The sequence below is a fragment of the Polaribacter sp. WD7 genome (genome assembly GCF_003335085.1).
GTDB lineage: Bacteria > Bacteroidota > Bacteroidia > Flavobacteriales > Flavobacteriaceae > Polaribacter.
The window spans coordinates 174355-200600 of record NZ_QPEJ01000017.1; the positions used below are offsets into that span (position 1 = coordinate 174355).

23 protein-coding genes are annotated in these 26246 nt (G+C 30.4%); 18 read left to right on the forward strand and 5 right to left on the reverse strand.

Translation table 11 applies throughout. The features are described from left to right. Positions 1 to 4 precede the first annotated feature (4 nt). From DUT90_RS07075 to DUT90_RS07090, 4 genes are all read right to left on the reverse strand, one after another. A complete protein-coding gene (locus DUT90_RS07075) occupies positions 5 to 799 on the reverse strand; it encodes an RNA methyltransferase (RefSeq protein ID WP_114426473.1) in 795 nt (264 codons plus the stop codon). Between the two features lie 190 nt (positions 800 to 989). After that, a complete protein-coding gene (locus DUT90_RS07080; RefSeq protein ID WP_114426858.1) occupies positions 990 to 2291 on the reverse strand; it encodes an amidohydrolase family protein in 1302 nt (433 codons plus the stop codon). 4 nt (positions 2292 to 2295) lie between these two features. Next, positions 2296 to 5256 (reverse strand): amidohydrolase family protein, encoded by a 2961-nt coding sequence (locus DUT90_RS07085; RefSeq protein ID WP_114426474.1) that lies wholly within the window; start codon positions 5254 to 5256, stop codon positions 2296 to 2298. 97 nt (positions 5257 to 5353) lie between these two features. Then, on the reverse strand, positions 5354 to 6448 hold the full coding sequence (locus DUT90_RS07090; protein ID WP_258848515.1) for a DUF3810 domain-containing protein: 1095 nt from the start codon (positions 6446 to 6448) through the stop codon (positions 5354 to 5356). A gap of 120 nt (positions 6449 to 6568) precedes the next feature. Here DUT90_RS07090 and dnaB point away from each other — a divergent pair, with 120 nt between their 5' ends. The 5 genes from dnaB (at position 6569) to bshA (ending at position 13241) form a co-directional block, all read left to right on the forward strand. Then, positions 6569 to 8095, forward strand: coding sequence for a replicative DNA helicase (gene dnaB, locus DUT90_RS07095; protein ID WP_114426476.1), 1527 nt, complete (start codon positions 6569 to 6571; stop codon positions 8093 to 8095). Positions 8096 to 8241: 146 nt separating this feature from the next. Then, positions 8242 to 9426 (forward strand): asparagine synthetase B, encoded by a 1185-nt coding sequence (locus tag DUT90_RS07100; RefSeq protein WP_114426859.1) that lies wholly within the window; start codon positions 8242 to 8244, stop codon positions 9424 to 9426. An 84-nt stretch (positions 9427 to 9510) separates the two neighbouring features. After that, entirely contained in the window at positions 9511 to 10356 is an 846-nt protein-coding gene (locus DUT90_RS07105; RefSeq protein WP_114426477.1) for a transketolase, read from the forward strand. A 467-nt stretch (positions 10357 to 10823) separates the two neighbouring features. After that, on the forward strand, positions 10824 to 11627 hold the full coding sequence (locus tag DUT90_RS07110) for a hypothetical protein (protein ID WP_114426478.1): 804 nt from the start codon (positions 10824 to 10826) through the stop codon (positions 11625 to 11627). Positions 11628 to 12107: 480 nt separating this feature from the next. Beyond that, positions 12108 to 13241, forward strand: a complete 1134-nt coding sequence (gene bshA, locus DUT90_RS07115) for an N-acetyl-alpha-D-glucosaminyl L-malate synthase BshA (protein ID WP_181858156.1) — start codon at positions 12108 to 12110, stop codon at positions 13239 to 13241. 50 nt (positions 13242 to 13291) lie between these two features. Here bshA and DUT90_RS07120 read toward each other — a convergent pair whose 3' ends face one another. Next, positions 13292 to 13930 carry a DUF937 domain-containing protein gene (locus DUT90_RS07120; protein WP_114426480.1) on the reverse strand — a complete coding sequence of 213 codons (639 nt, stop codon included), beginning with the start codon at positions 13928 to 13930 and terminating at the stop codon, positions 13292 to 13294. A 121-nt stretch (positions 13931 to 14051) separates the two neighbouring features. On the opposite strand from DUT90_RS07120, the gene DUT90_RS07125 reads away from it, so the two are divergent. From DUT90_RS07125 to DUT90_RS07185, 13 genes are all read left to right on the forward strand, one after another. Continuing rightward, positions 14052 to 15377: a dicarboxylate/amino acid:cation symporter gene (locus DUT90_RS07125; protein ID WP_114426481.1), complete on the forward strand. Its 1326-nt coding sequence runs from the start codon at positions 14052 to 14054 to the stop codon at positions 15375 to 15377. 386 nt (positions 15378 to 15763) lie between these two features. Then, positions 15764 to 16603 (forward strand): sulfurtransferase, encoded by an 840-nt coding sequence (locus tag DUT90_RS07130; protein ID WP_114426482.1) that lies wholly within the window; start codon positions 15764 to 15766, stop codon positions 16601 to 16603. A 12-nt stretch (positions 16604 to 16615) separates the two neighbouring features. Then, positions 16616 to 16942 carry a hypothetical protein gene (locus tag DUT90_RS07135; RefSeq protein ID WP_114426483.1) on the forward strand — a complete coding sequence of 109 codons (327 nt, stop codon included), beginning with the start codon at positions 16616 to 16618 and terminating at the stop codon, positions 16940 to 16942. A 55-nt stretch (positions 16943 to 16997) separates the two neighbouring features. Continuing rightward, complete coding sequence (locus DUT90_RS07140) at positions 16998 to 17255, forward strand: DUF1704 domain-containing protein (protein WP_114426484.1); 258 nt, start codon at positions 16998 to 17000, stop codon at positions 17253 to 17255. 343 nt (positions 17256 to 17598) lie between these two features. After that, on the forward strand, positions 17599 to 18456 hold the full coding sequence (gene hisG, locus DUT90_RS07145; protein WP_114426485.1) for an ATP phosphoribosyltransferase: 858 nt from the start codon (positions 17599 to 17601) through the stop codon (positions 18454 to 18456). 84 nt (positions 18457 to 18540) lie between these two features. Continuing rightward, the gene (hisD, locus tag DUT90_RS07150; protein ID WP_114426486.1) at positions 18541 to 19821 is read left to right on the forward strand and encodes a histidinol dehydrogenase; all 1281 of its coding nucleotides are present in this window, start codon (positions 18541 to 18543) and stop codon (positions 19819 to 19821) included. A 41-nt stretch (positions 19822 to 19862) separates the two neighbouring features. Continuing rightward, positions 19863 to 20918 carry a histidinol-phosphate transaminase gene (gene hisC, locus DUT90_RS07155; RefSeq protein ID WP_114426487.1) on the forward strand — a complete coding sequence of 352 codons (1056 nt, stop codon included), beginning with the start codon at positions 19863 to 19865 and terminating at the stop codon, positions 20916 to 20918. Next, entirely contained in the window at positions 20918 to 22054 is a 1137-nt protein-coding gene (gene hisB, locus DUT90_RS07160) for a bifunctional histidinol-phosphatase/imidazoleglycerol-phosphate dehydratase HisB (protein ID WP_114426860.1), read from the forward strand. The genes hisC and hisB overlap by 1 nt, the downstream gene beginning before the upstream one ends. Positions 22055 to 22109: 55 nt before the next feature. After that, complete coding sequence (hisH, locus tag DUT90_RS07165; RefSeq protein ID WP_114426488.1) at positions 22110 to 22691, forward strand: imidazole glycerol phosphate synthase subunit HisH; 582 nt, start codon at positions 22110 to 22112, stop codon at positions 22689 to 22691. 136 nt (positions 22692 to 22827) lie between these two features. Next, positions 22828 to 23562 carry a 1-(5-phosphoribosyl)-5-[(5-phosphoribosylamino)methylideneamino]imidazole-4-carboxamide isomerase gene (gene hisA / locus DUT90_RS07170; RefSeq protein WP_114426489.1) on the forward strand — a complete coding sequence of 245 codons (735 nt, stop codon included), beginning with the start codon at positions 22828 to 22830 and terminating at the stop codon, positions 23560 to 23562. Positions 23563 to 23650: 88 nt separating this feature from the next. Next, positions 23651 to 24406: an imidazole glycerol phosphate synthase subunit HisF gene (gene hisF / locus DUT90_RS07175; protein WP_114426861.1), complete on the forward strand. Its 756-nt coding sequence runs from the start codon at positions 23651 to 23653 to the stop codon at positions 24404 to 24406. A 127-nt stretch (positions 24407 to 24533) separates the two neighbouring features. Beyond that, on the forward strand, positions 24534 to 25133 hold the full coding sequence (hisIE, locus tag DUT90_RS07180) for a bifunctional phosphoribosyl-AMP cyclohydrolase/phosphoribosyl-ATP diphosphatase HisIE (protein ID WP_114426490.1): 600 nt from the start codon (positions 24534 to 24536) through the stop codon (positions 25131 to 25133). A 225-nt stretch (positions 25134 to 25358) separates the two neighbouring features. Beyond that, positions 25359 to 26246, forward strand: a complete 888-nt coding sequence (locus DUT90_RS07185) for an EamA family transporter (RefSeq protein ID WP_114426491.1) — start codon at positions 25359 to 25361, stop codon at positions 26244 to 26246.

Below are 26246 nucleotides of genomic sequence, written 5' to 3' on the forward strand. Positions count from 1 at the left end.
TTTACTATTTAAAATTTCGTTGTCTCTTAGCTTCAAAGATAACAATTGCCGCAGCAACAGAAACATTCATAGAATCTATTTCTCCTTGCATGGGTATCTTAATATTTTGGGTTGCCGCTGTTCTCCAAATATCACTTAACCCAGTAGCCTCGGTACCCACTACGATAGCAGAAGCATAAGTGTAATTTTCTTTATGGTACTCGTTAGAATTTTGTAAAGTTGCAGCAAAAATATGGATATTTTTTTTACGAAGAAAAGAAACAATTTCATCAGAATCACCAATGGCTATTTGATTGGTAAATACACAACCTATACTTGAACGAATGATATTGGGGTTATACAAATCGCTCTTAGGATCTGCGATCAAAACGGCATCTACATTAGCTGCATCAGAGGTTCTTAATAGAGCGCCTATATTTCCTGGTTTTTCAATACCTTCTGCAATTAATAGTAAAGGATTTTTATTAGAAAACGTAATAGATTCTAAAGAAAAGCTTTTGGTTTTAGCAATTACTATAAGTCCTTCTGTAGAGTTTCTGTAGGCTATTTTTTGATACACTTCTTTTGATATTTTAACCAAAAGTTTATGATCTGAAACTATTTGACTAATCTCATCTAAACTAATAATTTCTTCAGCAAATAAAATAGTTTCAAATTCGTAACCGCTTTTTACGGCTAATGAAATTTCACGCTTACCTTCAATTATAAAAAGACCTTGTTTTTTGCGTTCTCTAGCTTTCTCTTGGAGCTTTAAAATGTTTTTTATTTGAGGATTATGAACGCTTGTAATTTCTTTCATTATAGCAAATATACCGAAATGTAGGTATTGTATAAATGTAATTATAGCAGAATATTTGTGTGGATAGAAAAAGAAAGTATTTTTTGTTACTGTGGAGAATTATTTGATTAGAACTTTTATTATTTGAATTGGTGTTTAGACTATCCATTTAACTAAAGAAAAAGGCTCATAATTTATGAGCCTTTTTCAATTATTTTAATTTTTGATTGTATTTTTTTGCATATCGTTTCCATAAATTAGTTTGATGTGTTTCTAAACTAATATTTCTTCCTTTTATAAAGGCTTTAGCAACTATATTTGTTTTCATATCTAGTGCATCTCCTTCAGAAATAAACAAAGTGGCATCTTTACCAACTTCTAATGAACCAGTAAAGCTGTCAATACCTAAAATTTTAGCATTGTTAAGCGTTATTAAAGAAACAGCAGCTTCCTTATCTAAGCCATGTGCAGCAAAAGTACCTGCATAAAAAGGTAAATTTCTAGTATTCATTCTTTCCATTTGTCCTTCCATTCCTATACCAACTAAAACTCCTTTATTTGCTAAAGTACTAGCAATGGTATATGTGTAATCATAAGCGTCATCTTCACTATCTGGATTTCTATGAGGTCTGTCTAAAATTACGGGTACATTGTGTTTTTTTAATAAATCTGTTACATACTCTGCACCATCTCCATGAACAATAACTATATTTTTAATACCTAAATCTTTAGAAATTGTTACAGCATCTGTAATTTCTTTTTGCCCGCTAACATGAATAAATAAACGTTGAGTTCCATTAAACAAGCCTTTGGTTGCCTCAAAAGGAAGGTGTTTTTTCTCTTTTTTACTAGCTAAATAATTTTTAGCATCTTGCAAGTACGTTTTAATTTGATTGATGTTTTTACTGTATTTTGAATCAGGTTTTAATGCAGGATCTTCACCTAACCACCAGCGTCCTTGTGTGAAACTCTCAGGCCAGTTCATATGAATTCCTCCATCAACTTGAATAGCTGCATCTTCCCAATTCCATGCATCTAATTGAGTTATAGAAGATGTACCAGATATTGTGCCTCCTCTAGGTGTAATTTGAGCCATTAAAACACCATTTGGTCTCATAGATTCAATAACTTTACTTTCTGCATTATAGGCAATTAAACTTCTAATATGTGGGTTGTAAATACCAACTTCATCAAAATCTCTAGAGGCTTTTACGGCATCTATTTCTGCCAAACCTAAAGAGGCATTAGCGGCAATAAAACCAGGATAAATATGTTTTCCTTTTGCATTAATAACTGTTCCTTGTCTTGCAATCTTCATCATTGCACTTCCAACAAAAGTAATTTTACCGTTGTTAAACATGATTAAAGAATTTTCAATCACTTTTCCGTTTCCTAAATGAGCTGTAGCACCTTCTATAGAAATTGCTGTTAATTGCTTATTAGCTGGTGTTTGTTGTGCGATACTGTTTCCTATAAAAAAGAAAAATAGCATCGTATATATTAAATTTTTCATCATTTTAGCTTTTAAGTTCTTCTAGTGTATCACAATGAAAGTTTCTATCTCCTCTTTTTACAGGCACTTGTGTTTTACCTCCTCCTAACTTTTCTTGCAACATCATATTAATGAGTTTACTTTTTTCTTCTTTAATGGCTTGACGTTTTTTAATGTCTTTATCTCTATCAAAAAAGACTTTACCTTCTATAATCGTTTTTTCTACCTTAGCGTAAATAGACATTGGGTGATGACTCCACAATACAACATCAGCATCTTTACCTACTTTAATACTGCCAACTTTATCATCTATGTGCAATAGTTTTGCAGGATTGATAGTAACCATTTTCCACGCTTCTTCTTCAGACATTCCACCATATTTTACTGTCTTAGCAGCTTCTTGATTCAGTCTTCTAGACATTTCTCTATCATCAGAATTTATAGCAACCGTAACTCCTGCATTGTGCATAATGGCTGCGTTAAAAGGAATTGCGTCATTTACTTCATATTTATATGCCCACCAATCTGAAAAAGTAGAACCTCCAACACCATGTGCTGCCATTTTATCTGCCACCTTGTATCCTTCAAGAATGTGCGTAAAAGTGTTTACCGTAAAATTAAATTTCTCAGCAACTTTCATTAACATATTAATTTCTGATTGTACATAAGAATGACAAGAAATAAAACGTTCTTTATTTAAAATTTCTGCTAGCACTTCCATTTCAATATCTTTTCTATAAGGTTTTCCGCTTTTACGTAGTGCATCGTATGCAGCTGCTCTTGTAAAATAATCTACAAAAACTTGTTCTACACCCATACGTGTTTGAGGAAAACGAACTCCGTTTGGACTGCGAGATTGTTTTACATTTTCACCTAAAGCAAATTTTATAAATTTAGGCGAGTTATTGTAAATCATATTTTCTGCATTTTCTCCCCACTTTAGTTTGATGATTGCAGAACGCCCTCCAATAGGATTAGCAGAACCATGCAATATTTGAGCAGAAGTTGTGCCTCCAGAAAGGTTTCTATAAATGTTAATATCATTAGGGTCTACAACGTCTTCTATACTAACTTCTGCGGATGAGTTTTGCGCCCATTCATTTATCGCAGAAGCACCAATATGTGTATGTTCATCTACAATACCAGCGGTTAAATGTTTGCCAGTACCATCAACCACAGTAGCTCTTCTATAGGATAGGTTTTTACCTATTTCAGCAATTTTACCATCTTTTAATAAAACATCTGTGTTTTCTAAAATTCCATCAGCTTCACTAGTCCAAACAGTAGTGTTTTTGATTAAAAATATTTGTGTTTTTGGTAAATTATAATTCCCAAAACCTACATTGGGGTAGGTAACAGGCAAAACGGTTACAGGAGAATTATCTGACTTGTTATCTTTTTTCTTTGATTCTTTTTTATCTTCTAATTTTGTAGCAGTCCAAGTAGATTTGTTTCCTAAGCTATCAAAAGCATTTCCTTGAAGAGTGGTTGAGTTTTTAGTTATTTTGCCTAAAATTCTGGTAAAATTACCTCCATCATTAAAGGTCATCGTAATCCAATCGTCATTGAAAGAAAACTTTGATTTTATTTTCTTATTATTTGATTGTACACTCCCTTTTTGATTTTTACCTTTTCCAGAGATTGTTAAGGTATATACATTATCATTTACAGCAAGCTCATATTTTCCTGAAATATCAGCAATGGTCATCGAATTAATGACATTTTTAGAGCCTTGAACCCAATTTTCATGAATTGTATTTTTTTTATCAAAAACATCACCAGAAGTAATGATAAAATTAGCGTAACTACCTGTATTTAAATTTCCTACAGAAGTGTTTCCAATTATGTTTGCAGGTATGGTTGTTAAAGCCGCTAATGCTTGTTTTTTATCAAAACCATACTCAATAGCTTTTTGAAGGTTTTTATGAAAATCACTTATAGATTTTAGTCTATGGGTTGTTAGGGCAAAAGAAACTCCGTTTTTAGACAGCACATGCAAATTAGAAGGCTCTTGATTCCATTTTCGCATATCTCTTAAAGTAATGTGTTTTGCCAACAACGGATTAGAAACATCATAAGCCACTTGAAAATTTATAGGAATTATAAACGTGGCGTTTGTAGCTTTAATATCGTTTATTCTTTCATACTCTTCGCCACTTCCTACTAAGGTGTATTGTATGTCAAACTCGTCTCCAACCTTATCAGCTCTTAAAGCATCTAAATTGTTATCTGTTTCAAAAATTTGTATTAGGTTTTTTTTCTTATTTAATGCTTCTAAAGCCAAATCTTTATTTTTCATATTTCCTTTAGCATACCAATCTGCATCATAATATACTTGACGTAATAATGCCATGGCTCCCATACGTGATCCAGGATATAATTGTTTAGATTTAAAGCTTTTAGAAAAGGATAAATATTGAGCAGACATATCGTCTAAGACACGATAAGAATTGTTAGTGTTTGTATTTAAAGCGATTAACAAACCGTTTCCACGGATAATGCCATCATGTAAATGAGTATTTACCACACCAAAACCAGCATCTATAAAATGTTTCGCTTTTTTGGTATCAAATTCAAATTCATCAATAGGGTTGGTTTCTGGCCTAATATGATCATTCCAATAATAACCATCACGTTCAGCAGCGTATTGTGTACCACCGTAACCAGAAGTAATTCTTTTAGGTTTTTTAATACCAAAATCTGAATAAATATCAATAAATGATGGATAGATATTTTTACCAGATACGTCTACAATCTCTGTACCAGAAGGAATTTTGACAGTTTTACCAACAGCTACAACTTTATCATTCTTAATTAATAACGTACCTTTTCTTATAACTTTTTCTGGAGTTACAAAAATAGTAGCATTGATAAAGGCAACCATTTTGTTTTCTGTAGTTTTCACCCCTTTGTCTGTAGGGAAATACTCTTGCGCTTTTATTGTAGATACAAACAAGAAAAACAACAATAAATATAGTTTTTTCATAAAGTATGGATTATTTGAATTGTGTCTAAATTTATTGATATGCTTTTTGAAATCTGTTAAAAAGAATAGATTTTAACAAATTTTAACAAAAAAAGATTTACAATTTTAAATGCTTCTCAAAGTGAGATATAAACAAGTCTACCACATAGTTGTAAGAAGCTACACCTTTATCTTGTTTGTTAGCTTTTAAGTAAGCACTGTACCCTTTTTTTACAATGGGTTCAAAAGGGTTTTTATAGGCTTGCCAAAACCTATAACTACTATTAAAATCTTTAGTAACTCCCTTATTTACGTTTTGCCAAATAGATTTAGATAAATTACGGTCTCTTTTTCTAATTTCAGAAATACAATACCCAAAAGCCATTCTGTAGCTAGAGTATTTAAAATACAAATCATCATTATAATTTGCGGCTAAAAAACCTACAAAATTAGCTTCATTTTCTGCTGCAAATCCTATTTGATGTGCCATTTCATGGCAAGTAGTAGTTGGGTAGTTTGTTTTTGGAATTTTAGCATTAACCTGAGCTTCTCCAGTTAACGGATTTAAATAACCAGATGTTCCATTATAGGTTTGTAATAGACTCATTAATGAGCTTTTTACAGAAGGAAATTTGTATGTTAATTGAGGATAGTCTTTAGATAAATTATGGTATCCAGAAACTGCAATAGCATACATTTCTTTTTGTGAATAGGGATTATGAATCTTTATCGTATCATTTTTTGTAATTTGTATATGATACTTATTTAATTGTTCTACAATATGTTCTGTAACTTTTTTTAGCTGCGTTGTCGTATATTTTTGCTGAGAATACCCTAGGTTTTTAGCTAAAGGTTCTCTGTAGTAATTTAATCCCCAAAAAAGGTAAAAACAAAAATAAAAAATAGAGCATACAGCACCCACTTTTAACATTTTTCGCAAAAAATTTTTAAAGCGGGTTTTACATAGCATAAATATAAAATGAAGAGAAAGAATAAGTAAGATACCCAGCAAAACATCACCAACAGAAAAAGGCACCCAACCTAAAAGTATTCTAAAAAAAGAGGATATATAAGGGTAAATACCGTTTGCATAATATTGCTCAACTAACAAAGGTTTTTGAGCCAACCACCTCAAAAAAAGCATTTGAATAGGCAGCATAACTATAAGAAATATGTATTTTTTATTCCATTTCATCTGTGTAAAAATAGGCATTCATTTTAGAAGTTGACTGGTTATTAACAAGATAATAACAATTTAGTTTACAATATTTGTGTACAAATAAAAGTTACTTTTTACAAAGCATTTTCCGCCTAAAAAATTACATTTGCTGATATGGAGAAACCGACTGCAATAGCTGGAAAAAAAATAGATAAATCAAGAATTATAAGTCTTGAAAAAGGTAAAATTCCGCCACAGGCATTAGAATTAGAAGAAGCAGTGCTTGGAGCAATGTTGATTGATAAAAAAGGAATTGATGATGTAATTGATATTTTACATTCAGATGCATTTTATGATGTAAAGCATCAAGAAATTTATACGGTTATCTATGAATTATTTCAAAATTCACAACCTATAGACTTGTTAACAGTTTCTAATTTGTTGAAAAAGAACGGAAAGTTAGAAATGGTAGGCGGTGATTTCTATTTAATTCGTCTTACACAAAAAGTAGCCTCTTCTGCGCATATAGAATTTCATGCAAGAATTATCCTCCAAAAATACATTCAACGAAAATTAATATCTATTTCTTCAGAAATTATTGAAAACGCTTATGATGAAAGTACAGACGTTTTTGATTTATTAGATGATGCAGAAGGTAAGCTGTTTGAGGTTACCCAAGGTAATTTGAAAAAGAGTTCAGAAGATGCAGGTTCTTTAGTAAAACAAGCCTTAAAGAAAATACAAGAAATTGGTAATCAAGAAGGAATGTCTGGTTTGGCAACAGGTTTTACCAAATTAGACCAATTAACTTCTGGATGGCAACCTTCAGATTTAATTATTATAGCTGCAAGACCAGGTATGGGTAAAACAGCTTTTGTCATTTCGATGGCAAAAAATATGGCAATCGATTTTAATCATGCTGTAGCAGTATTTTCATTAGAGATGTCATCAGTACAGTTAATAACACGTATGATTTCTTCAGAAACAGGATTGACTTCAGAAAAACTAAGAAAAGGAAACCTAGAACCACATGAATGGGAGCAACTAAACGTAAAAGTAAAACGGTTGTCTGATGCACCTATTTTTATTGATGATACGCCATCACTTTCTATTTTCGATTTGCGTGCAAAAGCAAGACGTTTGGTCTCGCAACACAATGTTAGAATTATTGTAATTGACTACTTGCAATTAATGACAGCAGGAGGAAACGGAAAAGGAGGAGGGAATCGTGAGCAAGAAATTTCTACCATATCTAGGAACTTAAAAGCATTGGCTAAAGAATTATCTGTGCCTGTAATTGCCTTATCTCAGTTATCTCGTGCAGTAGAAACTCGTGGAGGAAGCAAAAGACCTTTGTTATCAGATTTACGTGAATCTGGAGCAATTGAGCAAGATGCAGATATTGTAAGTTTTATTTTTAGACCAGAATATTATGGAATGACAGAATGGGATGATGATGAACATACACCTTGTGAAGGACAAGGAGAGTTTATTGTTGCAAAACACAGAAATGGTGGTTTGGACAACATTCGTTTAAAATTTACTGGACATTTGGCAAAATTTTCAGATTTAGAAGAAGGATTTAGTTCTGAGTTTCAATCTTCTATGAATAATCCTTTTGCAGAAGATGATGAGTTTTCTGTTAATCAAAGAATAGAACCAAAAGACGCCTTTGATAATGAAGATGATGTTCCTTTTTAATTCCTAAACATTTTATAAAATTTTAGAAATACACAATTGCATCAAAGTAATTGTGTATTTTAGTTTTTAATATGAAAAAAGTATTTGCTATTTTATTTTTTACAACGTTATCTAGTGCAACTTGGGCTTCATTTATTTATCTACCCATGAATCATGACAATCAAAAAAACCATTTAAAAGCATACGGAATTGTCTATTTTTCTTTAGAAGCAGGTCTAAAATCAAAATGGTTGTTAAATTATGATGGAGGCGCTTTTTTAATAGAAAACAATAAAATTGTTGAAAATGAATGTAAAATTAGAGGCGTCTCTTATCAAGTAATTTCAGATGCAAAATCACAGTTAGTTTTACAAGAAATTGCTTCACCTTCATCAAATCAAGAAGCAGTAACTTTAGAAAAAGCACCTAAAATAGCTGTATATTCTCCTAAAGATAAATTACCATGGGATGATGCTGTAACCATGGTTTTAACCTATGCAGAAATTCCTTTTGATGTAATTTATGATCAAGAAGTTTTAGAAGATAAATTGTTGTTATATGAGTGGTTGCACTTACATCATGAAGATTTTACAGGACAATATGGTCGGTTTTATGGAGCCTTTAGAACTGCACCATGGTATGTAGAATCGAAAAAAAATGCAGAAAAACAAGCTGAAATTTTGGGTTTTACAAAAGTTTCAGAAGCCAAATTAGCAGTAGCAAAAAAAATAAGAGACTATGTTATAGGCGGTGGCTTTATGTTTGCAATGTGTTCTGCAACAGATAGTTTTGATATTGCACTGTCTGCAGAAGGTGTAGATATAGCAGAAGCTATGTTTGATGGTGATGCATCAGAACCCAATTACCAATCTAAAATTAATTATAATAAAACTTTTGCATTTAAAGATTTTCAGTTAATTCGTAATCCAACAACTTATGAGTTTTCTTCTATAGATATGACTAGAAAACGAAAAATACCCAAAACTTCAGATTACTTTTCTTTAATAGAGTTTTCTGCAAAATGGGATCCTGTACCAACTATGTTAACACAAAATCATACCATTTTAGTTAAAGGTTTTATGGGGCAAACTACTTCTTTTGATAGAAATACAGTAAAAAGCAATGTACTTGTTTTAGGTGAAAATAAAACCAATAATGAAGCAAGATATATTCATGGTACAAAAGGAAAAGGAATGTTTACGTTTTATGGAGGTCATGATCCAGAAGATTATACGCATAGGGTAGGAGACCCCAAAACAGAATTAGATTTACACCCTACATCTCCAGGTTATCGTTTAATATTAAACAATGTTTTGTTTCCTGCAGCTAAAAAGAAAAAACAAAAAACCTAAGTTTGTATTCTAATACTTTTTACTTTAAATTATCTTGTTAATTGCTACTAAAAAAATTACTTTTGCGTTAACAAATTAATTACAATGCCAACAACACAACAATTACAAGATTTTACACAACAAGTTCGTAGAGATATTTTAAGAATGGTACATAAAGTAAATTCTGGTCATCCAGGAGGTTCTTTAGGATGTGCAGAGTTTATTACTTGTTTATACCAAGAAGTAATGGAGTATTCTACAGATTTTACTATGGATGGTAAAAATGAAGATTTATTTTTCTTATCAAACGGACATATATCTCCTGTTTTGTACAGTGTTTTGGCGCACAGTGGATTTTTTCCTGTAGAAGAGTTAGCTACTTTTAGATTAATAGATTCTCGTTTACAAGGTCACCCTACAACTCATGAAGGATTACCAGGAGTTAGAATAGCATCAGGTTCTTTAGGCCAAGGACTGTCTGTAGCTTTAGGAGTTGCTCAAGCTAAAAAACTAAATGAAGATGACAAATTAGTATATACATTACATGGTGATGGTGAATTGCAAGAAGGTCAAAACTGGGAAGCAATAATGTATGCATCAGCTAAAAAAGTAGACAATATTATTGCTACAGTTGATTTAAATGGAAAACAAATAGACGGAACAACAGATGATGTTTTACCAATGGGAAGTATCAAAGCAAAATTTGAAGCTTTTGGTTGGGATGTATTAGAGGTAAAAAATGGAAATGATATTGAAGCTATTTTAGCAGGTTTGACAGACGCTAAAGCTTTAACAGGAAAAGGTAAACCAGTTTGCATATTATTATATACAGAAATGGGTAATGGAGTAGACTACATGATGCATACGCATGCGTGGCACGGTAAAGCACCAAATGATGAACAACTAAAAAATGCTTTAGCTCAAAACCCTGAAACTTTAGGAGATTATTAATAATATTTTTTTTAAATATTTAGAAACAGCTTTGTTATACAAAACAAAGCTGTTTTTTTATGTAAAAAGTTTAGTTTTATTAAAAACACTAATCCCAATTCTTTTATGTAATAAATAAAGACTTTGTAAAAATCGCTAAACAACATAAATTTAATCCAAGAAAATTTATGTCAGTCAGATTGATTTTTGATTGAAAATTATATTGAAGACAAATAAATTTTTATGTAAAAATATAATTTCGATATAATTTTTATACGTTTAACTTTTAATAAGTACTTAGTTTATCAGCTTTTTTTAACATTGTATTTTAAAGAAACTCATATTATATATTAATATGTTTCAAAGAATGAATTAATTTTTTAGATAACTACTTTATAAATATTATCTGTAATAAAATACCTAACTATAGCTAGTACAAGAGATTCTCTTTTATTATATAATAGCAGAACTAAATTAAATCTATTATTATGAGCAACATAGCAAAACTTTATTCAAACGAATTAAAAAAGAATTTCAAAATATTTTATGCTAATTGGGAACCAGGAGGGCCAATAAAACTAGGTGATTACGGTGTTATGAATGGAAATATTTTTATTCCAATGGGAAATTTAAAACAAGATTTCGAAGAGTTCCAAGGAGATGTAATTAAAATTATTTTAGATTCAAAAAAAGATCATAAAAGTTTTAAATCTGAAAAAGGAGTAGATGTAAATTTAAAATCTAAAGGATCTCTTGACGCATCTGGCGTGCCATTAGCTAAAGCAGAATTAGAAATAAAATTCTCCAGTAAAGATTCCATTTTTTTTAACGCCGCAGAATGTGTAACAAATAGAATTTCAAACAAAGCTGAAATTGGGAAAATTCTGAAAATTATGCTAAAAGAAAATAAATGGAAGAAAAAATATTGTGTGGTAACTGATATTGTTAAAGCAGGTAAAACAATTATTGCAATTTCTGAAAGCAATAGCTCTGGTATATCATTTAAAGCTAGTAGTGATGAAATTGAAAGTATTAATCTTGCTGATGCATCTGTAGGATTTGATTTTAAATCAGAATCTAGTATTGGTTATAGAGTTGATGGTGTAGAAGGTTTGGATATTATGATTGGTTTGAGCAAAATTAAAAACCCCTTTCCTTGGTGGAATGAACCAATTTTTGAGCCGAAATTTAAAATGAATGAGTCTATGATTTATGATATTGAAAATAGTGAAGAAATTATAACAGAAGCCTCTATAGACGATTTATATTTTGGACAAATGGGTATGGATTAAACCAAAATTAAATTGGTGTAAATTTTATTATAATTTTGGTCTTACCCATAATATATTATTGGTTTTTCATCATTTGTAATTACAGATTAATCTAAAAGAAAAGATGAGCGTGTAAGTTTATATAAAACAATGAATGCTAAAAGTAAGGCACTCTACTATATTCTTAAAAATCTATGTTTGTTGTACATTTTGATGAAGTTTTATCAGTTTTAGTAAATTTTAGGATAGAAGCGAGTGAAATTAGTATCGAGAATAAAAACGTCAACTTCTAAAGTAGTTCTCGATACAATTTTATTATCAAAAAAATCACTCTAAATTACACTTTAACATTATTTTACATCATAATATGCAACAGGTAAATCTGTATTATATTCAATCAATAATATAAAAAACAATATAGTTTTGTGATTATATTTAGAACTGATGTGTAAGAATAAGTATATATTTACAACCAAGAAAAATATCAACTTAATAGATTACATGAAAATAGGAATTGTTTGTTATCCTACTTTTGGAGGAAGTGGAGTAGTAGCAACAGAATTAGGGATGGCATTGGCAGATAAAGGACACGAAGTTCATTTTATAACCTACAATCAACCTGTTCGTTTAGATTTTTTATCACATAAATTGCATTTTCATCAAGTAATTGTAGAGGAATATCCTCTTTTTCAATATCAACCATATGAATTAGCATTGTCTAGTAAAATGGTAGATGTTGTAGAAAAACACAATTTAGAAGTTTTACACGTACATTATGCAATTCCTCATGCTTATGCTGCTTTTATGGCAAAACAAATGCTAAAGGAAAAAAAGATACCTGTTAAGGTGGTAACCACGCTACATGGTACAGATATTACTTTAGTTGGTAGTCATCCAACATACAAAACCGCAGTAGAATTTAGTATTAATAATTCTGATGTTGTTACAGCTGTTTCTAATAATTTAAAAGAAACCACAAACAGACTATTTACCATTAAAAATGATATTAAGGTCATTTATAACTTTATAGATTCTAAGAAATACGATAAAATTCATAATCAAAAGTGCAATAGAATAGCTGTAGCACAACCTCATGAAAAAATATTAACACATATAAGTAATTTTAGACCTGTAAAAAGAGTTGAAGATGTTGTAGAAATATTTTACAGAGTTCAAAAAGAAATTCCGTCTAAGTTACTATTAATCGGGGAAGGACCTGAGAGGTTAAAAGCTGAAAAATTAGTAGAAAAATATAAACTGTCTAACAAAGTTTTGTTTTTGGGTAATAGTTCTGAAGTTTCTAAAATATTATGTTATACAGATGTCTTTTTGCTGCCCTCACAAACAGAGAGTTTTGGATTAGCAGCATTAGAGGCCATGGCCGCTAAGTCTGCGGTAATTTCTACCAATACTGGAGGTTTACCAGAGGTAAATATAAACGGAGTTACTGGATATTTAAGTAATTTAGGAGATGTAGATGATATGGCAAAAAATGCAATATCTATTTTGAAAGATGATAGTACTTTGGCTTTATTTAAAGAAAATGCAAGGGAACATACAAAGCGATTTTCTATAGAAAATATTTTACCAGTTTATGAAGAAATTTATAAATCTTGTTACAAGACTAAAGTTTAAATCAAAAAAGCTCAAACATATGTTTGAGCTTTTTTGATTTTCTTAAAGGTTTATTTTCCAAATAAACCTCCAAGCATTCCGCCAATACCACCAGATTCTTTTTTATTACCCCCTAAAAACATACCTGCTACATCATCAATTACACTTCCGTCACCATCTGCATCTAAAATTTGTTCTAAAAAGTTTTGCTCGTTATTAGCATTGTTTCCGCCTAAAAGTCCACCTAAAAGTCCTGAAATATCAGAAGAACTACTTACATTTTGCTCACGTTTTTGTTTTCCTAATACGCCCATTAAAATTGGAGCAGCAACTTTTAGGATATTACCTACAGCTCCTGCGTCTAAACCAGATTTTTGCCCAATTACTTGTTGTACACCTTGTTGTTTGCTTCCTAAAACATGACTCAAAATTTTGCTACCATCATTTACAACATCATCATTAACGCCACCATTAAATAAATTTCCAAGATTGTCTAAAATGCTACCATCATGCTTTTTATCTAATGCTCCAATCAATCCTTGTGCACCTTCAGGTGTAGCTGCATTTCTTTGCATAGCTTTCATTAAAACAGGTAAAGCCATTGTTAAAGCACTGCTAGTTTTACTAGAATCGTTACCAGTAGAACCTGCAACACCAGATATAATTTGTTTTCCTAAGTCACTATTTAATAAGTCTAAAATTCCTGCCATTTTATGTTTTTAATAATTAATATTTAGTTTTTCTAAAAATATGACACAATATACAAATAAAGTCACATTACTCTTTGAGATTTTTTTATCTTTAAATTTCTTAAATAAATTTAAATAATTAATGAAAAAAATAGCATTACACTGGAAGATTTTAATAGGAATGATACTTGGAATAATTTTTGGATTTATCATGAACTCTATTGATGGTGGTAAAGGATTTGTTACAGACTGGGTAAAACCATTTGGAACCATATTTATTAATCTTTTAAAATTAATTGCTGTTCCGTTAATATTAGCTTCTCTAATTAAGGGAATTTCAGATTTAAAAGATATTTCTAAGATTAAATCTATGGGGTTCAGAACAATTTCTATTTATATTTTTACTACTGTAATAGCCGTAATTATTGGTTTAGGTATTGTTAATGTTGTAAAACCAGGTGAGGGTATGCCTACAGATACAATAGAGAAAATTAAGGAAAAGTATTCCACTTCTAGTGGTGTTTCAGATAAGTTAGCAAAAGCCTCTATGCAAAAAGATGCGGGTCCTTTACAGGCTCTTGTAGATATTTTTCCTAGTAATATATTCAAATCTTTTGCAGATGCTAGCATGTTACAAATCATATTTTTTGCTCTTTTTGTAGGAATTTGTTTGTTATTAATTTCTGAAGAAAAAGCAAAACCATTAACTAGTTTCTTTGATTCTCTTAATGAAGTTGTCATGAAAATGGTAGACTTAATTATGTTGTTTGCTCCTTATGCTGTTTTTGCTTTATTAGCAAATGTAATTATTGCTTTTGATGATACTGAAATACTCTTAAAATTATTGGCATATGCATTATGTGTTGTTGCAGGTTTGATAACAATGATTATTTTTTACTTAGTGCTAGTTAGTGTTTATACTAAGAAATCTCCCATTTGGTTTTTAAAACAAATTAGTCCAGCTCAACTATTAGCTTTTTCAACAAGTTCTAGTGCAGCTACATTACCAGTAACTATGGAGCGTGTGGAAGAACATCTAGGAGTAGATAAAGAAGTTTCAGGTTTTGTATTGCCTGTTGGAGCTACTGTAAACATGGACGGAACAAGTTTATATCAAGGCATTGCAGCTGTTTTTATTATGCAAGTCTTATGGCCAGAGGGCTTAACGTTTACCAATCAATTGGTAATTATAGGAACCTCTGTTATGGCTTCAATAGGTAGTGCTGCTGTACCAAGTGCTGGTATTGTAATGTTGGTTATAGTTTTAGAAACTATCGGTTTTCCGTCAGAATTATTACCTATAGGTATTGCTTTAATTTTTGCGGTTGATAGACCTCTAGATATGTGTAGAACAACAGTAAATGTAACAGGAGATGCTACAGTTTCTATGATTGTTGCTAAATCTTTAGGTAAACTTCATGATCCTAAACCAAAAAATTGGGACGATAATTATGACAAAGTAAAATAATTTAAAAATATAGGCAATTATGAATATTTTTTTTTTGATGCATCCTTGGTAAAGTATTAAAAATCTAGAAAAAGATACATCATTAACCTTAATTCACGAATGTGTAAAAAGAGTTCATGGTTTACCCATTTGCTAATCTTCTAATTTAACCATTAGAAATAGTGTTACCAATGCTTTTTGTACAATTTTAAATAAATTAGACAAAACACTAAGTAGTATAAGAATATTTTATAAAAGACTATAACAAGATGAGAAATGTTACCTCTTGTTGGTTTTGATATTATTTTATGCGTGCAGAACCATCTTTAGACCCTTTAAAGTTAAACTTTTTAGATTCTGTAAAAGAGAATTTCTTTTTTTAATGGTTTATCTATTCAAAATTTATAATGAAGATAAAAATTGACACACCTTTAGTTACTGTAGATTGGTTAAAACATCATTTTAATTATGAGAATTTAATTGTTCTAGACTGCACTATACCTAAAGTTACATCAAAACTTAAAAGTACTTCAGATATGCAAATTTTAGGTGCTGTTTACTTTGATATAAAAAACACGTTCTCAGACCAAAACGCAAATTTTCCCAATACGGTTTTAAATCCTAAAGAGTTTGAAAAGAAAGCCCAAGAATTAGGAATCAATAATGATAGTATTGTTGTTTGTTATGACAATTTAGGCGTGTATTCTAGTCCAAGAGTTTGGTGGAATTTCAAATTGATGGGTTTTGATAATGTTGCTGTTTTAAATGGTGGTTTTCCAAAATGGAAAACCAAAAATTATCCTACAGAGCCAAAACAACAACATAAATTAACAAAAGGAAATTTTGTAGTAAAGTATAGCCCCACAAAGATAAAATACACAGACAATGTTTTGTCTCAACTCAAAGATAATCATATTATTATTGCTGATGCTAGGTCTAAAGGTCGCTTTTACGGCACTGAGCCAGAACCTAGAGTTGATGTAAAAAGTGGTCATATTCCTAATTCTAAAAGTTTTCCGTATACTTCTGTTCTAAAAGAAGGGGTTTTAAAACCTAAAGAGGAATTAAAATTGATGTTTCAAAAGATAAATCCTGATTACAAAGAATTTATTTTTACTTGTGGTACAGGAATTACAGCGTCAATTTTAGCGTTAGCAGCAGAGTTATCAGAATTTAAAAAATATGCAGTTTATGATGGTTCTTGGACAGAGTGGGGAAGTTCAAAAAATGTACCCATAGAAATCTAAAATAATTTACAAATGAATAATAATTGGAAAAAAGAAGAATTTTTAGCATACTTGCTTTTATATGCTTCACATTGTAATTTTTTTGAATCTAAAGAGGAAGAAAAATACATTTTATCAGTAGTAAATCAAGAAACATATTTAAAAATTCATAATGAAGTAGTGGCAGATTCTGATGAAGATAGCTTAACTAAAATTCAGGACTATATTTCACATTACTACTTGAGTCAGCCAGATAGAGACGGTTTAATAAGAGAAATTAAAAAGGTCTTTTTTGCTGATGGATATGTAGACAATATGGAGAAAAAAGTGTTTAAAATTTTACAAAAAATAATAGGATAATATGTAATGTTTTTCTAAAAAAAATATTTTCAATAACATTAAAAACAAACACGTTTTGAAGCTGTTTCTCAAGATTATTCTTTTACAACCCAAACAATACCACTTCCACGTCAAAAATATTTACAATTATTATGCAGCAGGTACAGATTTAGGTATACCGTTAACTGGTAAAGTTTCTCTAGAATTTTTGAATGAGATAGAATATATGATTAATCATAAATATGTGATTACACCAAAACATATTACAGATTCTTATTTAGAAAATAAAAACACTAGTAAAACTGTAAATTTTATTTTACATAATTTAAAATAATTATCAACTTAAAATGAGGAGTACTTAAATTTCAAACAAAACTTAAAAATTTGATAAAATTTTACGTTGTTGTTTTTTTTATGTGTATCATTTGGTTTTTAACCAATAAATTATAGATATTTGCATTATAATAATAAGACATGACTTTTATTCATAACCATCATCATTTTTTCAATTGCTCTCAAGCGATTTAAAAATGTATTGAATAAAATCAAGATATTTATAAACCCGTTTGAGCGAATCGAACGGGTTTTCTATTTCTAATTATTCATAGGTAACCTTTAAAAATCAAGATAAAAACAAGGTTTGTTAATATAAGCTTTACGTTTTAAAAAAATAAAAAATGAGTAACTTAAGAATTGCAGTACAAAAATCAGGAAGATTGAATGAAGATTCTATGAGAATCTTAAAAGATATTGGTATTTCTATAGATAATGGTAAAGATCAATTAAAAGCAGCAGCTAGAGATTTTCCTGTAGAAGTATTTTATTTAAGAAATGGAGATATTCCTCAGTATTTAAAAGACGGAGTAGTAGATGCAGCTATTATTGGCGAAAATGTTTTGATAGAAAAAGGGGACGATATTCAATTTGTAGAACGTTTAGGTTTTTCTAAATGCAAAGTATCTATAGCCGTACCAAAAGAATCTGATGCCAATTCTTTAAAAGACTTAAACGGAAAGAGAATTGCAACTTCATACCCTGAAACTGTCAAAAAGTTTTTAAAACAACAAAATGTAAGTGCTCAATTACATAAAATTAATGGTTCTGTAGAAATTGCACCAAATATAGGTTTAGCAGACGGAATTTGTGATATTGTTTCTAGCGGAAGTACCTTGTTTAAAAATGGTTTAAAAGAAATTGAAGTGCTTTTAAAATCAGAAGCAGTTTTAGCGGTTTCTCCTCAAATATCAGAAGATAGAAAAGCTATTTTAGAAAAGATTCAATTTAGAATTCAATCTGTGTTAAAAGGAAGACAATCCAAATACATATTATTAAATGCACCCAACACAAAATTAGATAACATTCTAAAATTGTTGCCAGGTATGAGAAGTCCAACAGTATTGCCTTTAGCAGAGGAAGGTTGGAGTTCTGTACATACAGTAATTAGTAAAAATGAATTCTGGGAAATTATTGACGAATTAAAAGCTAATGGAGCAGAAGGTATTTTAGTTTGTCCAATAGAAAAAATGGTAGTGTAGTTTATCTAACTTGTAAAAAGCAAAATATCACTCGTAACCTAATACATATTTTGGTTGAATTGAATGATATAAAGAAAAGAAATTATGAAATTTATTAATAACCCATCTAAAGAGTTATGGTCTAAAATTTTAGAAAGACCAACAAAAACAGTTGATGATATTGAAAAAACGGTTACTCAAATTTTTGAAGAAGTTCAAAAAAATGGAGATAGTGCTGTAAATAAATACACGCAACAGTTTGATGGAGTTTCTCTAAAAAATAATATTGTTTCTACCGCAGAAATTAATGCGGCTATAGAGCTTGTTCCTCAAGATTTAAAAGAAGCCATTCAGCTTGCAAAAAATAATATCACCGCGTTTCATAAAGCTCAAAAAACAGAAAAAGTTTATGTAGAAACAGCTAACGGTGTAGCATGTTGGCAAGAAAAAAGACCAATTCAAAAAGTAGGGTTATATGTTCCTGGAGGAACAGCTCCTTTACTCTCCACTGTTTTAATGCTAGCAGTACCTGCACAGATAGCAGGTTGTAAAGAAGTTGTTTTATGTTCACCTCCAGATAAAAGCGGAGTAATAAATCCTGCAATTTTATACACAGCTAATTTGTGTGGTGTAACCAAGATAATTAAAGTAGGAGGCATTCAAGCCATTGCTGGTTTTACCTTTGGAACAAAAAATATACCTCAGGTTTATAAGATTTTTGGACCAGGAAATCAGTTTGTTACCGTTGCAAAACAATTGGCAACAAAATACGGAGTTGCTATAGATATGCCTGCAGGCCCTAGTGAATTACTAGTGGTTGCAGATGACGCCGCAAATGCAAGTTTTGTAGCAGCAGATTTATTAAGTCAGGCAGAACATGGGGTAGACAGTCAGGTTATTTTAGTATCAACATCAAAAAAATTGATAACTGAAGTAGCTGATGAAATTGAAAAACAAATTAAAGCATTACCAAGAGTAGAAATAGCTAAAAAAGCGATTGAGAATTCTAAATCTATTCTAGTTGAAAATAATGAGATTGCTTTAGATTTAATAAACCAATATGGACCAGAGCATTTTATTGTAAATACTACAAATAACAATTTCTTTGTAGACAATATAGAAAACGCAGGATCTGTTTTTATTGGAAATTATACTCCCGAAAGTGCTGGAGATTATGCATCAGGAACCAATCATACATTACCTACCAATGGTTTTAGTAAAGCCTATTCTGGTGTAAATTTAGATAGTTTTTTAAAGAGTATTACTTTTCAAGAAATCAATAAAGAAGGTATAAGTAGTATTGGTAAAGCTATAGAACTAATGGCAGTAGCAGAAGGCTTGCAAGCACATAAAAATGCAGTAACCTTACGTTTAAAAGAGTTGTAATAAAATATAATTAAAAGCCTATTTTTAGAGTCCTTAAAAGTATGAAGACAGACTTTAACATCAATTCACTAGTTAGAGAAAACATCAAATCTCTACAACCATATTCTTCCGCTAGAGATGAATATAAAGATGCTAACATACAAGAAATGATTTTCTTAGATGCTAATGAAAATCCTTTTGAAAATGGGGTAAATCGTTATCCAGATCCTAAACAAAATAATGTTAAAGATTTATTAGCCAAAATAAAAAAAATACCTAAAGAAAATATTTTATTAGGTAACGGTAGTGATGAGGTTTTAGATCTTTTATTTAGAGCTTTTTGTGAACCCCATATAGATAATGTCATCACATTACCACCTACTTATGGTATGTATGGTGTTTTGGCAAATATAAATGCCATAGAAAACAAAAAAATATTATTAAATGCAAATTTTCAACCATCTGTAAGTAAAATTTTAGCCACTGCTAATGAGCACAGTAAACTATTGTTTTTATGCTCTCCTAACAACCCTACAGGAAATAGTTTTTCTAACACTGCTGTAGAAAGATTACTAAAAGAATTTAATGGTTTGGTAGTTATAGATGAGGCTTATATAGATTTTTCTGAGCAAAATAGTTGGTTAGAAAAATTAGAAAAATATCCTAATTTAATAATTACACAAACGCTATCTAAGGCCTACGGTTTAGCAGGAATTAGGTTAGGAATTTGTTATGCATCTACAGCAATAATTAATATATTAAACAATATAAAACCTCCATACAACGTCAATGAACTTACACAACAAAGAGCTATTCAAAGATTACAAAGATTAAATGAAGTTGAAAATGAAATTGCACAATTAATAAGTGAAAGAAAACGACTGAAAAAAGAATTAGAATGTTGTGTGAGTTATATAGAAAAAGTGTATCCTTCAGACGGTAACTTTTTACTGCTAAAAGTAGATGATGCAAACTTACGTTACAATCAATTGATAGATTATGGTGTAGTTATCAGAAATAGAACTACTCAACCTTTGTGCGAAAATTGTTTACGTATAAGCGTTGGAGTTTGCGAAGAAAATCAGAAATTAATAAGAGCTTTAAAAGCAATTCAGTAATGAAAAAAGTATTATTTATAGACAGAGATGGTACGTTAGTTTTAGAACCACCTGTAGATTATCAATTAGACAGTTTAGAGAAATTAGAATTCTATCCTAAAGTATTTCAATACATGGCAAAAATAGCGTCAGAATTGGATTATGAATTGGTAATGGTAACCAATCAAGATGGTTTGGGTACAGCTTCTTTTCCTGAAGAAACTTTTTGGCCAGCTCAAAATAAAGTCATTAGTGCTTTTGAAAAAGAAGGTGTTGTTTTTTCTGAAATATGTATAGATAAAACGTTTCCGCATGAAAATGCAGAAACTCGAAAGCCTAGAACAGGTTTGTTAACTAAATATTTCTCAGAAGAATACGACTTGAACAACTCTTTTGTGCTAGGTGACCGCATTACAGACATGGAATTGGCTAAAAATTTAGGTGCAAAAGGAATTTATTTATCAGAAAATCCAACTTTGGGAGCAGATGAAATAGAAAGTTCTAAACAAGAAATTTTAGATTGTATAGCACTTACATCTACAGATTGGAAAACAATTTACGAGTTTTTAAAATTAAAAGATAGAGTTGCAGAAATTACCAGGAACACCAACGAAACTAAAATTTATATCAAATTAAATTTAGACGGTTCTGGTAAAAATGATATTGCTACCGGGTTACATTTTTTTGATCACATGTTAGATCAAATTGGTAGACATGGCGCTATGGATTTAACAATTAAAGTTGATGGAGATTTAGAAGTTGATGAACACCATACTATAGAAGATACTATGATTGCTTTTGGAGAGTTGTTTAACAAAGCTCTGGGTAATAAGTTAGGTATAGAAAGATATGGTTTTTGTTTGCCTATGGATGATTGTTTGGCACAAGTAGCAGTAGATTTTGGCGGAAGAAATTGGTTAGAATGGGACGCTGACTTTAAAAGAGAAAAAATAGGAGATATGCCAACAGAAATGTTTTATCACTTATTTAAATCTTTTACAGACGGTGCCAAATGTAATTTAAACATTAAGGCAGAAGGTGTAAACGAACACCATAAAATAGAAGGTATTTTTAAAGCATTTGCTAAAGCAATGAAAATGGCAGTAAAAAGAAACGCCAACAACATGTTTTTACCATCTACAAAAGGTCTTCTTTAGTTGATCGTTTTGAGTTGTTAGTAGATTTAGACTATCAAACAAAAACCAATAATAAATGAAACTAGTAATTATAAATTACGGAGCAGGAAACATCAAAAGCATTCAGTTTGCGTTTAAACGATTAGGAGTAGATGCTGTTTTATCTAATGATATAGCAGAAATTAAAGCAGCAGATAAGATTATTTTTCCCGGCGTTGGAGAAGCAAGTTCTGCAATGAAAATGTTAAAAGAAAGTGGTTTAGATACAATTATACCCACCTTAAAACAACCTGTTTTAGGTATTTGCTTGGGTATGCAATTAATGTGTAACTCATCTGAAGAAGGAAACACAAAAGGTTTAGGTATTTTTAATGTAGCTGTAAAACGTTTTGCAAACGATGTAAAAGTTCCGCAAATGGGATGGAATGTGATTTCCGATTTAAAATCAGATTTATTCAAAACAATCAAAGACAAAGAGTTTATGTATTTGGTGCATAGTTATTACGCAGAAAAGTGTGATGAAATGATAGCAAAAACAGATTATCAGGTTGAGTATGCATCTGCTTTACAAAAAGATAATTTTTACGGTGTTCAATTTCATCCAGAGAAATCAGGAATTGAAGGAAGCAAAATTCTTGAGAATTTTCTCAATTTATAAACATAATGTCAGTTCGAGTAATTATTGAAGAATGATAAAATTGTATAAAGAACAAATATTTAGAAACAAATTAATTCCTAATGTCATAAATTCACTCGATATGACAAGATTAACAACTAAAAACTAATAATTTATTTTGAGAATAATACCAGCCATAGATATTATAGATGCCAAATGCGTTCGTTTAACAAAAGGCGATTATAATACAAAAAAGATTTATAATGAAAACCCTGTAGAAGTTGCAAAAGAATTTGAAGACGCAGGTATAGAATATTTACATGTTGTAGATTTAGATGGGGCAAAAGCAAGTCAAATTATCAATTACAAAGTTTTAGAGCAAATTGCTACAAAAACCAATTTAAAGATTGATTTTGGAGGAGGCCTAAAGGCAGATAAAGATTTAGAAATTGCATTTAATTCTGGAGCACATCAAATAACAGGAGGTAGTATTGCTGTAAAAAATAAAACGGTTTTTGAGAGTTGGATTCAAAAATTTGGTTCAGAAAAAATAATTTTAGGAGCAGATTTTTATCCTGATAATTCAGGAGGAAAAATAGCAACCAATGGATGGCAAGAAGAAAGTAACTTAGATTTAATTCCTTTTATTTCTGAGTATCAACAAAACGGAATTCAGTATGTAATTTGTACAGATATTTCTAAAGATGGTATGTTGCAAGGGCCAAGTTTTGATATGTATAAAACTATTTTAAATGATATTAAAAACCTTAAATTAATTGCCTCAGGTGGGATATCAACTTTTGATGAACTCCCAAAATTAGCAGCAATAGGTTGTGAAGGCGTTATTATTGGTAAGGCCATTTATGAAAACAAAATCAGCTTAAAACAATTAGAAAAGTATATAATTAGTTGATGATTTTTAGTTTTTGGTTAATAGTTTTATTATTCATGACCATCAACTAACAACTAACAACCATCAACCAACAACCAACAATAAAAATATGTTAACAAAAAGAATAGTACCTTGTTTAGATATTAAAAACGGTAGAACTGTAAAAGGTGTTAATTTCGTAAATTTAATTGATGCTGGAGATCCTGTAGTTTTGGCAAAACAATATGCAGATTTGGGGGCAGACGAATTGGTGTTTTTAGACATAGCTGCTACTTTAGAAAATAGAGGAACCACATTAGATATGGTTTTAAAAGTAGCAGAACAGGTAAACATACCGTTTACAGTAGGAGGTGGTATTTCTTCAGTAGAACATGTAGATGCCTTATTAAAGTGTGGTGCAGATAAAGTTTCTATCAATTCTTCTGCTGTTAAAAGACCAGAATTGGTAAGCGAACTAGCAGAAAAATTTGGTAGCCAATGTGTTGTTGTTGCTATAGATGCAAAACAAATTGATGGAGAGTGGTTTGTACATTTGGCAGGAGGAACAATACCTACAAAAATAAAGTTATTTGATTGGGCTAAAGAGGTAGAAAAACGTGGCGCAGGAGAAATTCTGTTTACCTCAATGGATCATGATGGTACAAAAGCTGGTTTTGCCAATGAAGCTTTGGCTCACTTATCAAACTTAGTAAATATCCCAATTATTGCTTCTGGAGGAGCAGGAAGTATAGAGCATTTTGTAGATACGTTTAAAGAAGGGAAGTCAGATGCGGCTTTGGCAGCAAGTGTTTTTCATTTTGGTGAAATTCCGATATTAGAATTAAAACAAAAATTAAAAGAGAATAATATTCCAGTACGATTGTAATGCAAATTGTCACTTCGAGTGATTTTGAGGTAGCAAAAATTATATCGAGAAGTAGTTAAAAGTTTTTAATATAACTTCGATAAGAAAAATGAAATCAATCTAACTGACAAAATATAAAACTATAATTATGAACATCAACTTTGATAAAAATAATGACGGATTAGTCCCAGCAATCATTCAAGATGCAACCACAAAAAATGTTTTGATGTTAGGCTATATGAATGAAGAAGCGTTTTCTAAAACTCAAGAAACAAATTTGGTAACTTTTTTCAGTAGAACTAAAAATCGTCTTTGGACAAAAGGTGAGGAAAGCGGTAATGTGTTACATTTAGTTGATATAAAATTAGACTGTGATAATGATACCTTATTAATTTCTGTAAATCCAAAAGGACCAACTTGCCATACAGGTTCTGGAACATGCTGGAACGAAGAAAATACACCAAACTATGGATTCTTTTCAACACTAGAAAACGTTATTACAGAAAGAGTAACCAACAAAGACACTAAAAAATCTTATGTTGCAAGCTTATTTGCAAAAGGAATTAATAAAGTGGCTCAAAAAGTAGGTGAGGAGGCTGTAGAAACTGTTATTGAAGCTATGGATACTAATGACGAGTTGTTTTTATATGAATCTGCAGATTTATTATTTCATTATTTAATGTTATTACAAGCAAAAGGGTTTACATTAAAAGATATTGAAGCAGAATTAAAAGGCAGACATAAATAAAATGTAAAAATTAATTAATATTATTTGATTTGTAAAATAGTCTATACTGTACTAATTTATAATATGATTGATAGTGCATAGAATAGCAATCAAAGATTTTTTTGAGAATTTATACAATAAGATAAATAGTATTATTTAATGCTTTAGTGTTATTTTTTAATAATAATTTAATTTTCTGTACTTGTATTAAGTAGTACTTTCGCAACTTATTTATAATGATACTTTTTGAAAAATTCCAAAATACTTATTATTCTATCTTTCCTAGCTATTTATATAGTTTGGGGTTCTACTTATTTGTTTAATAAGATAGCTGTTACAGAGCTTCCTGCATTTTTTTTAGCATCAATTCGCTTTTTTACTGCGGGTTGTATCATGATTTTAATAGCTTATTTTACAAAAGCAAGATTAAGAGTATCTCTCAAAGAACTTTTAAACATCAGCATAACTTCGTTTTTCTTTTTAATTCTTGGAAATAGTGTCTTTGTTTGGGCTTTACAATTTGTAGATAGTGGTTTTGGGTCATTAATAGCCTCTACAAACCCTTTATTTGTTTTGTTGATGATGAGAATCACCGATAAAAAAAAGATGCAAAAAAAATCTATTCTTGGTGTAACTCTAGGAGTACTCGGTATGATTTTATTAATCAGTCAACAAGAATTTACAGCAAAAGAAGGGAGTTTAATGGGTATTTTAGTAATGCTTTTTTGTGTTTTAAATTGGAGTTATGGTAGCATTTTTGTGTCTAAAGCCTCCTTACCAAATAATTTTTTAGTGAGTACAGGGTATCAAATGATAATTGGTGGAATTTTATTAGGTACAATTAGTGTTTTTTTTCAAGAAGATTGGTCTTCTCCTTTACGTTGGAGTCCTAATGTGCAGTTAGCCATGTTTTTCTTAGTTGTTTTTGGAGGAATTATAGCCTTTACATCTTTCAATTTTTTGTTGAAAAATGTTTCACCGGACAAAGTTGCTACATCTGCCTTCGTGAATCCTGTAATAGCATTATTTATGGGATGGTATTTTTTAGACGAAAAACTATCAGCACAATCAATTATTGCTTCTTGTGTTTTACTGACAGGAGTCTATTTTATAACCTCTAGAAAACGAAAATAA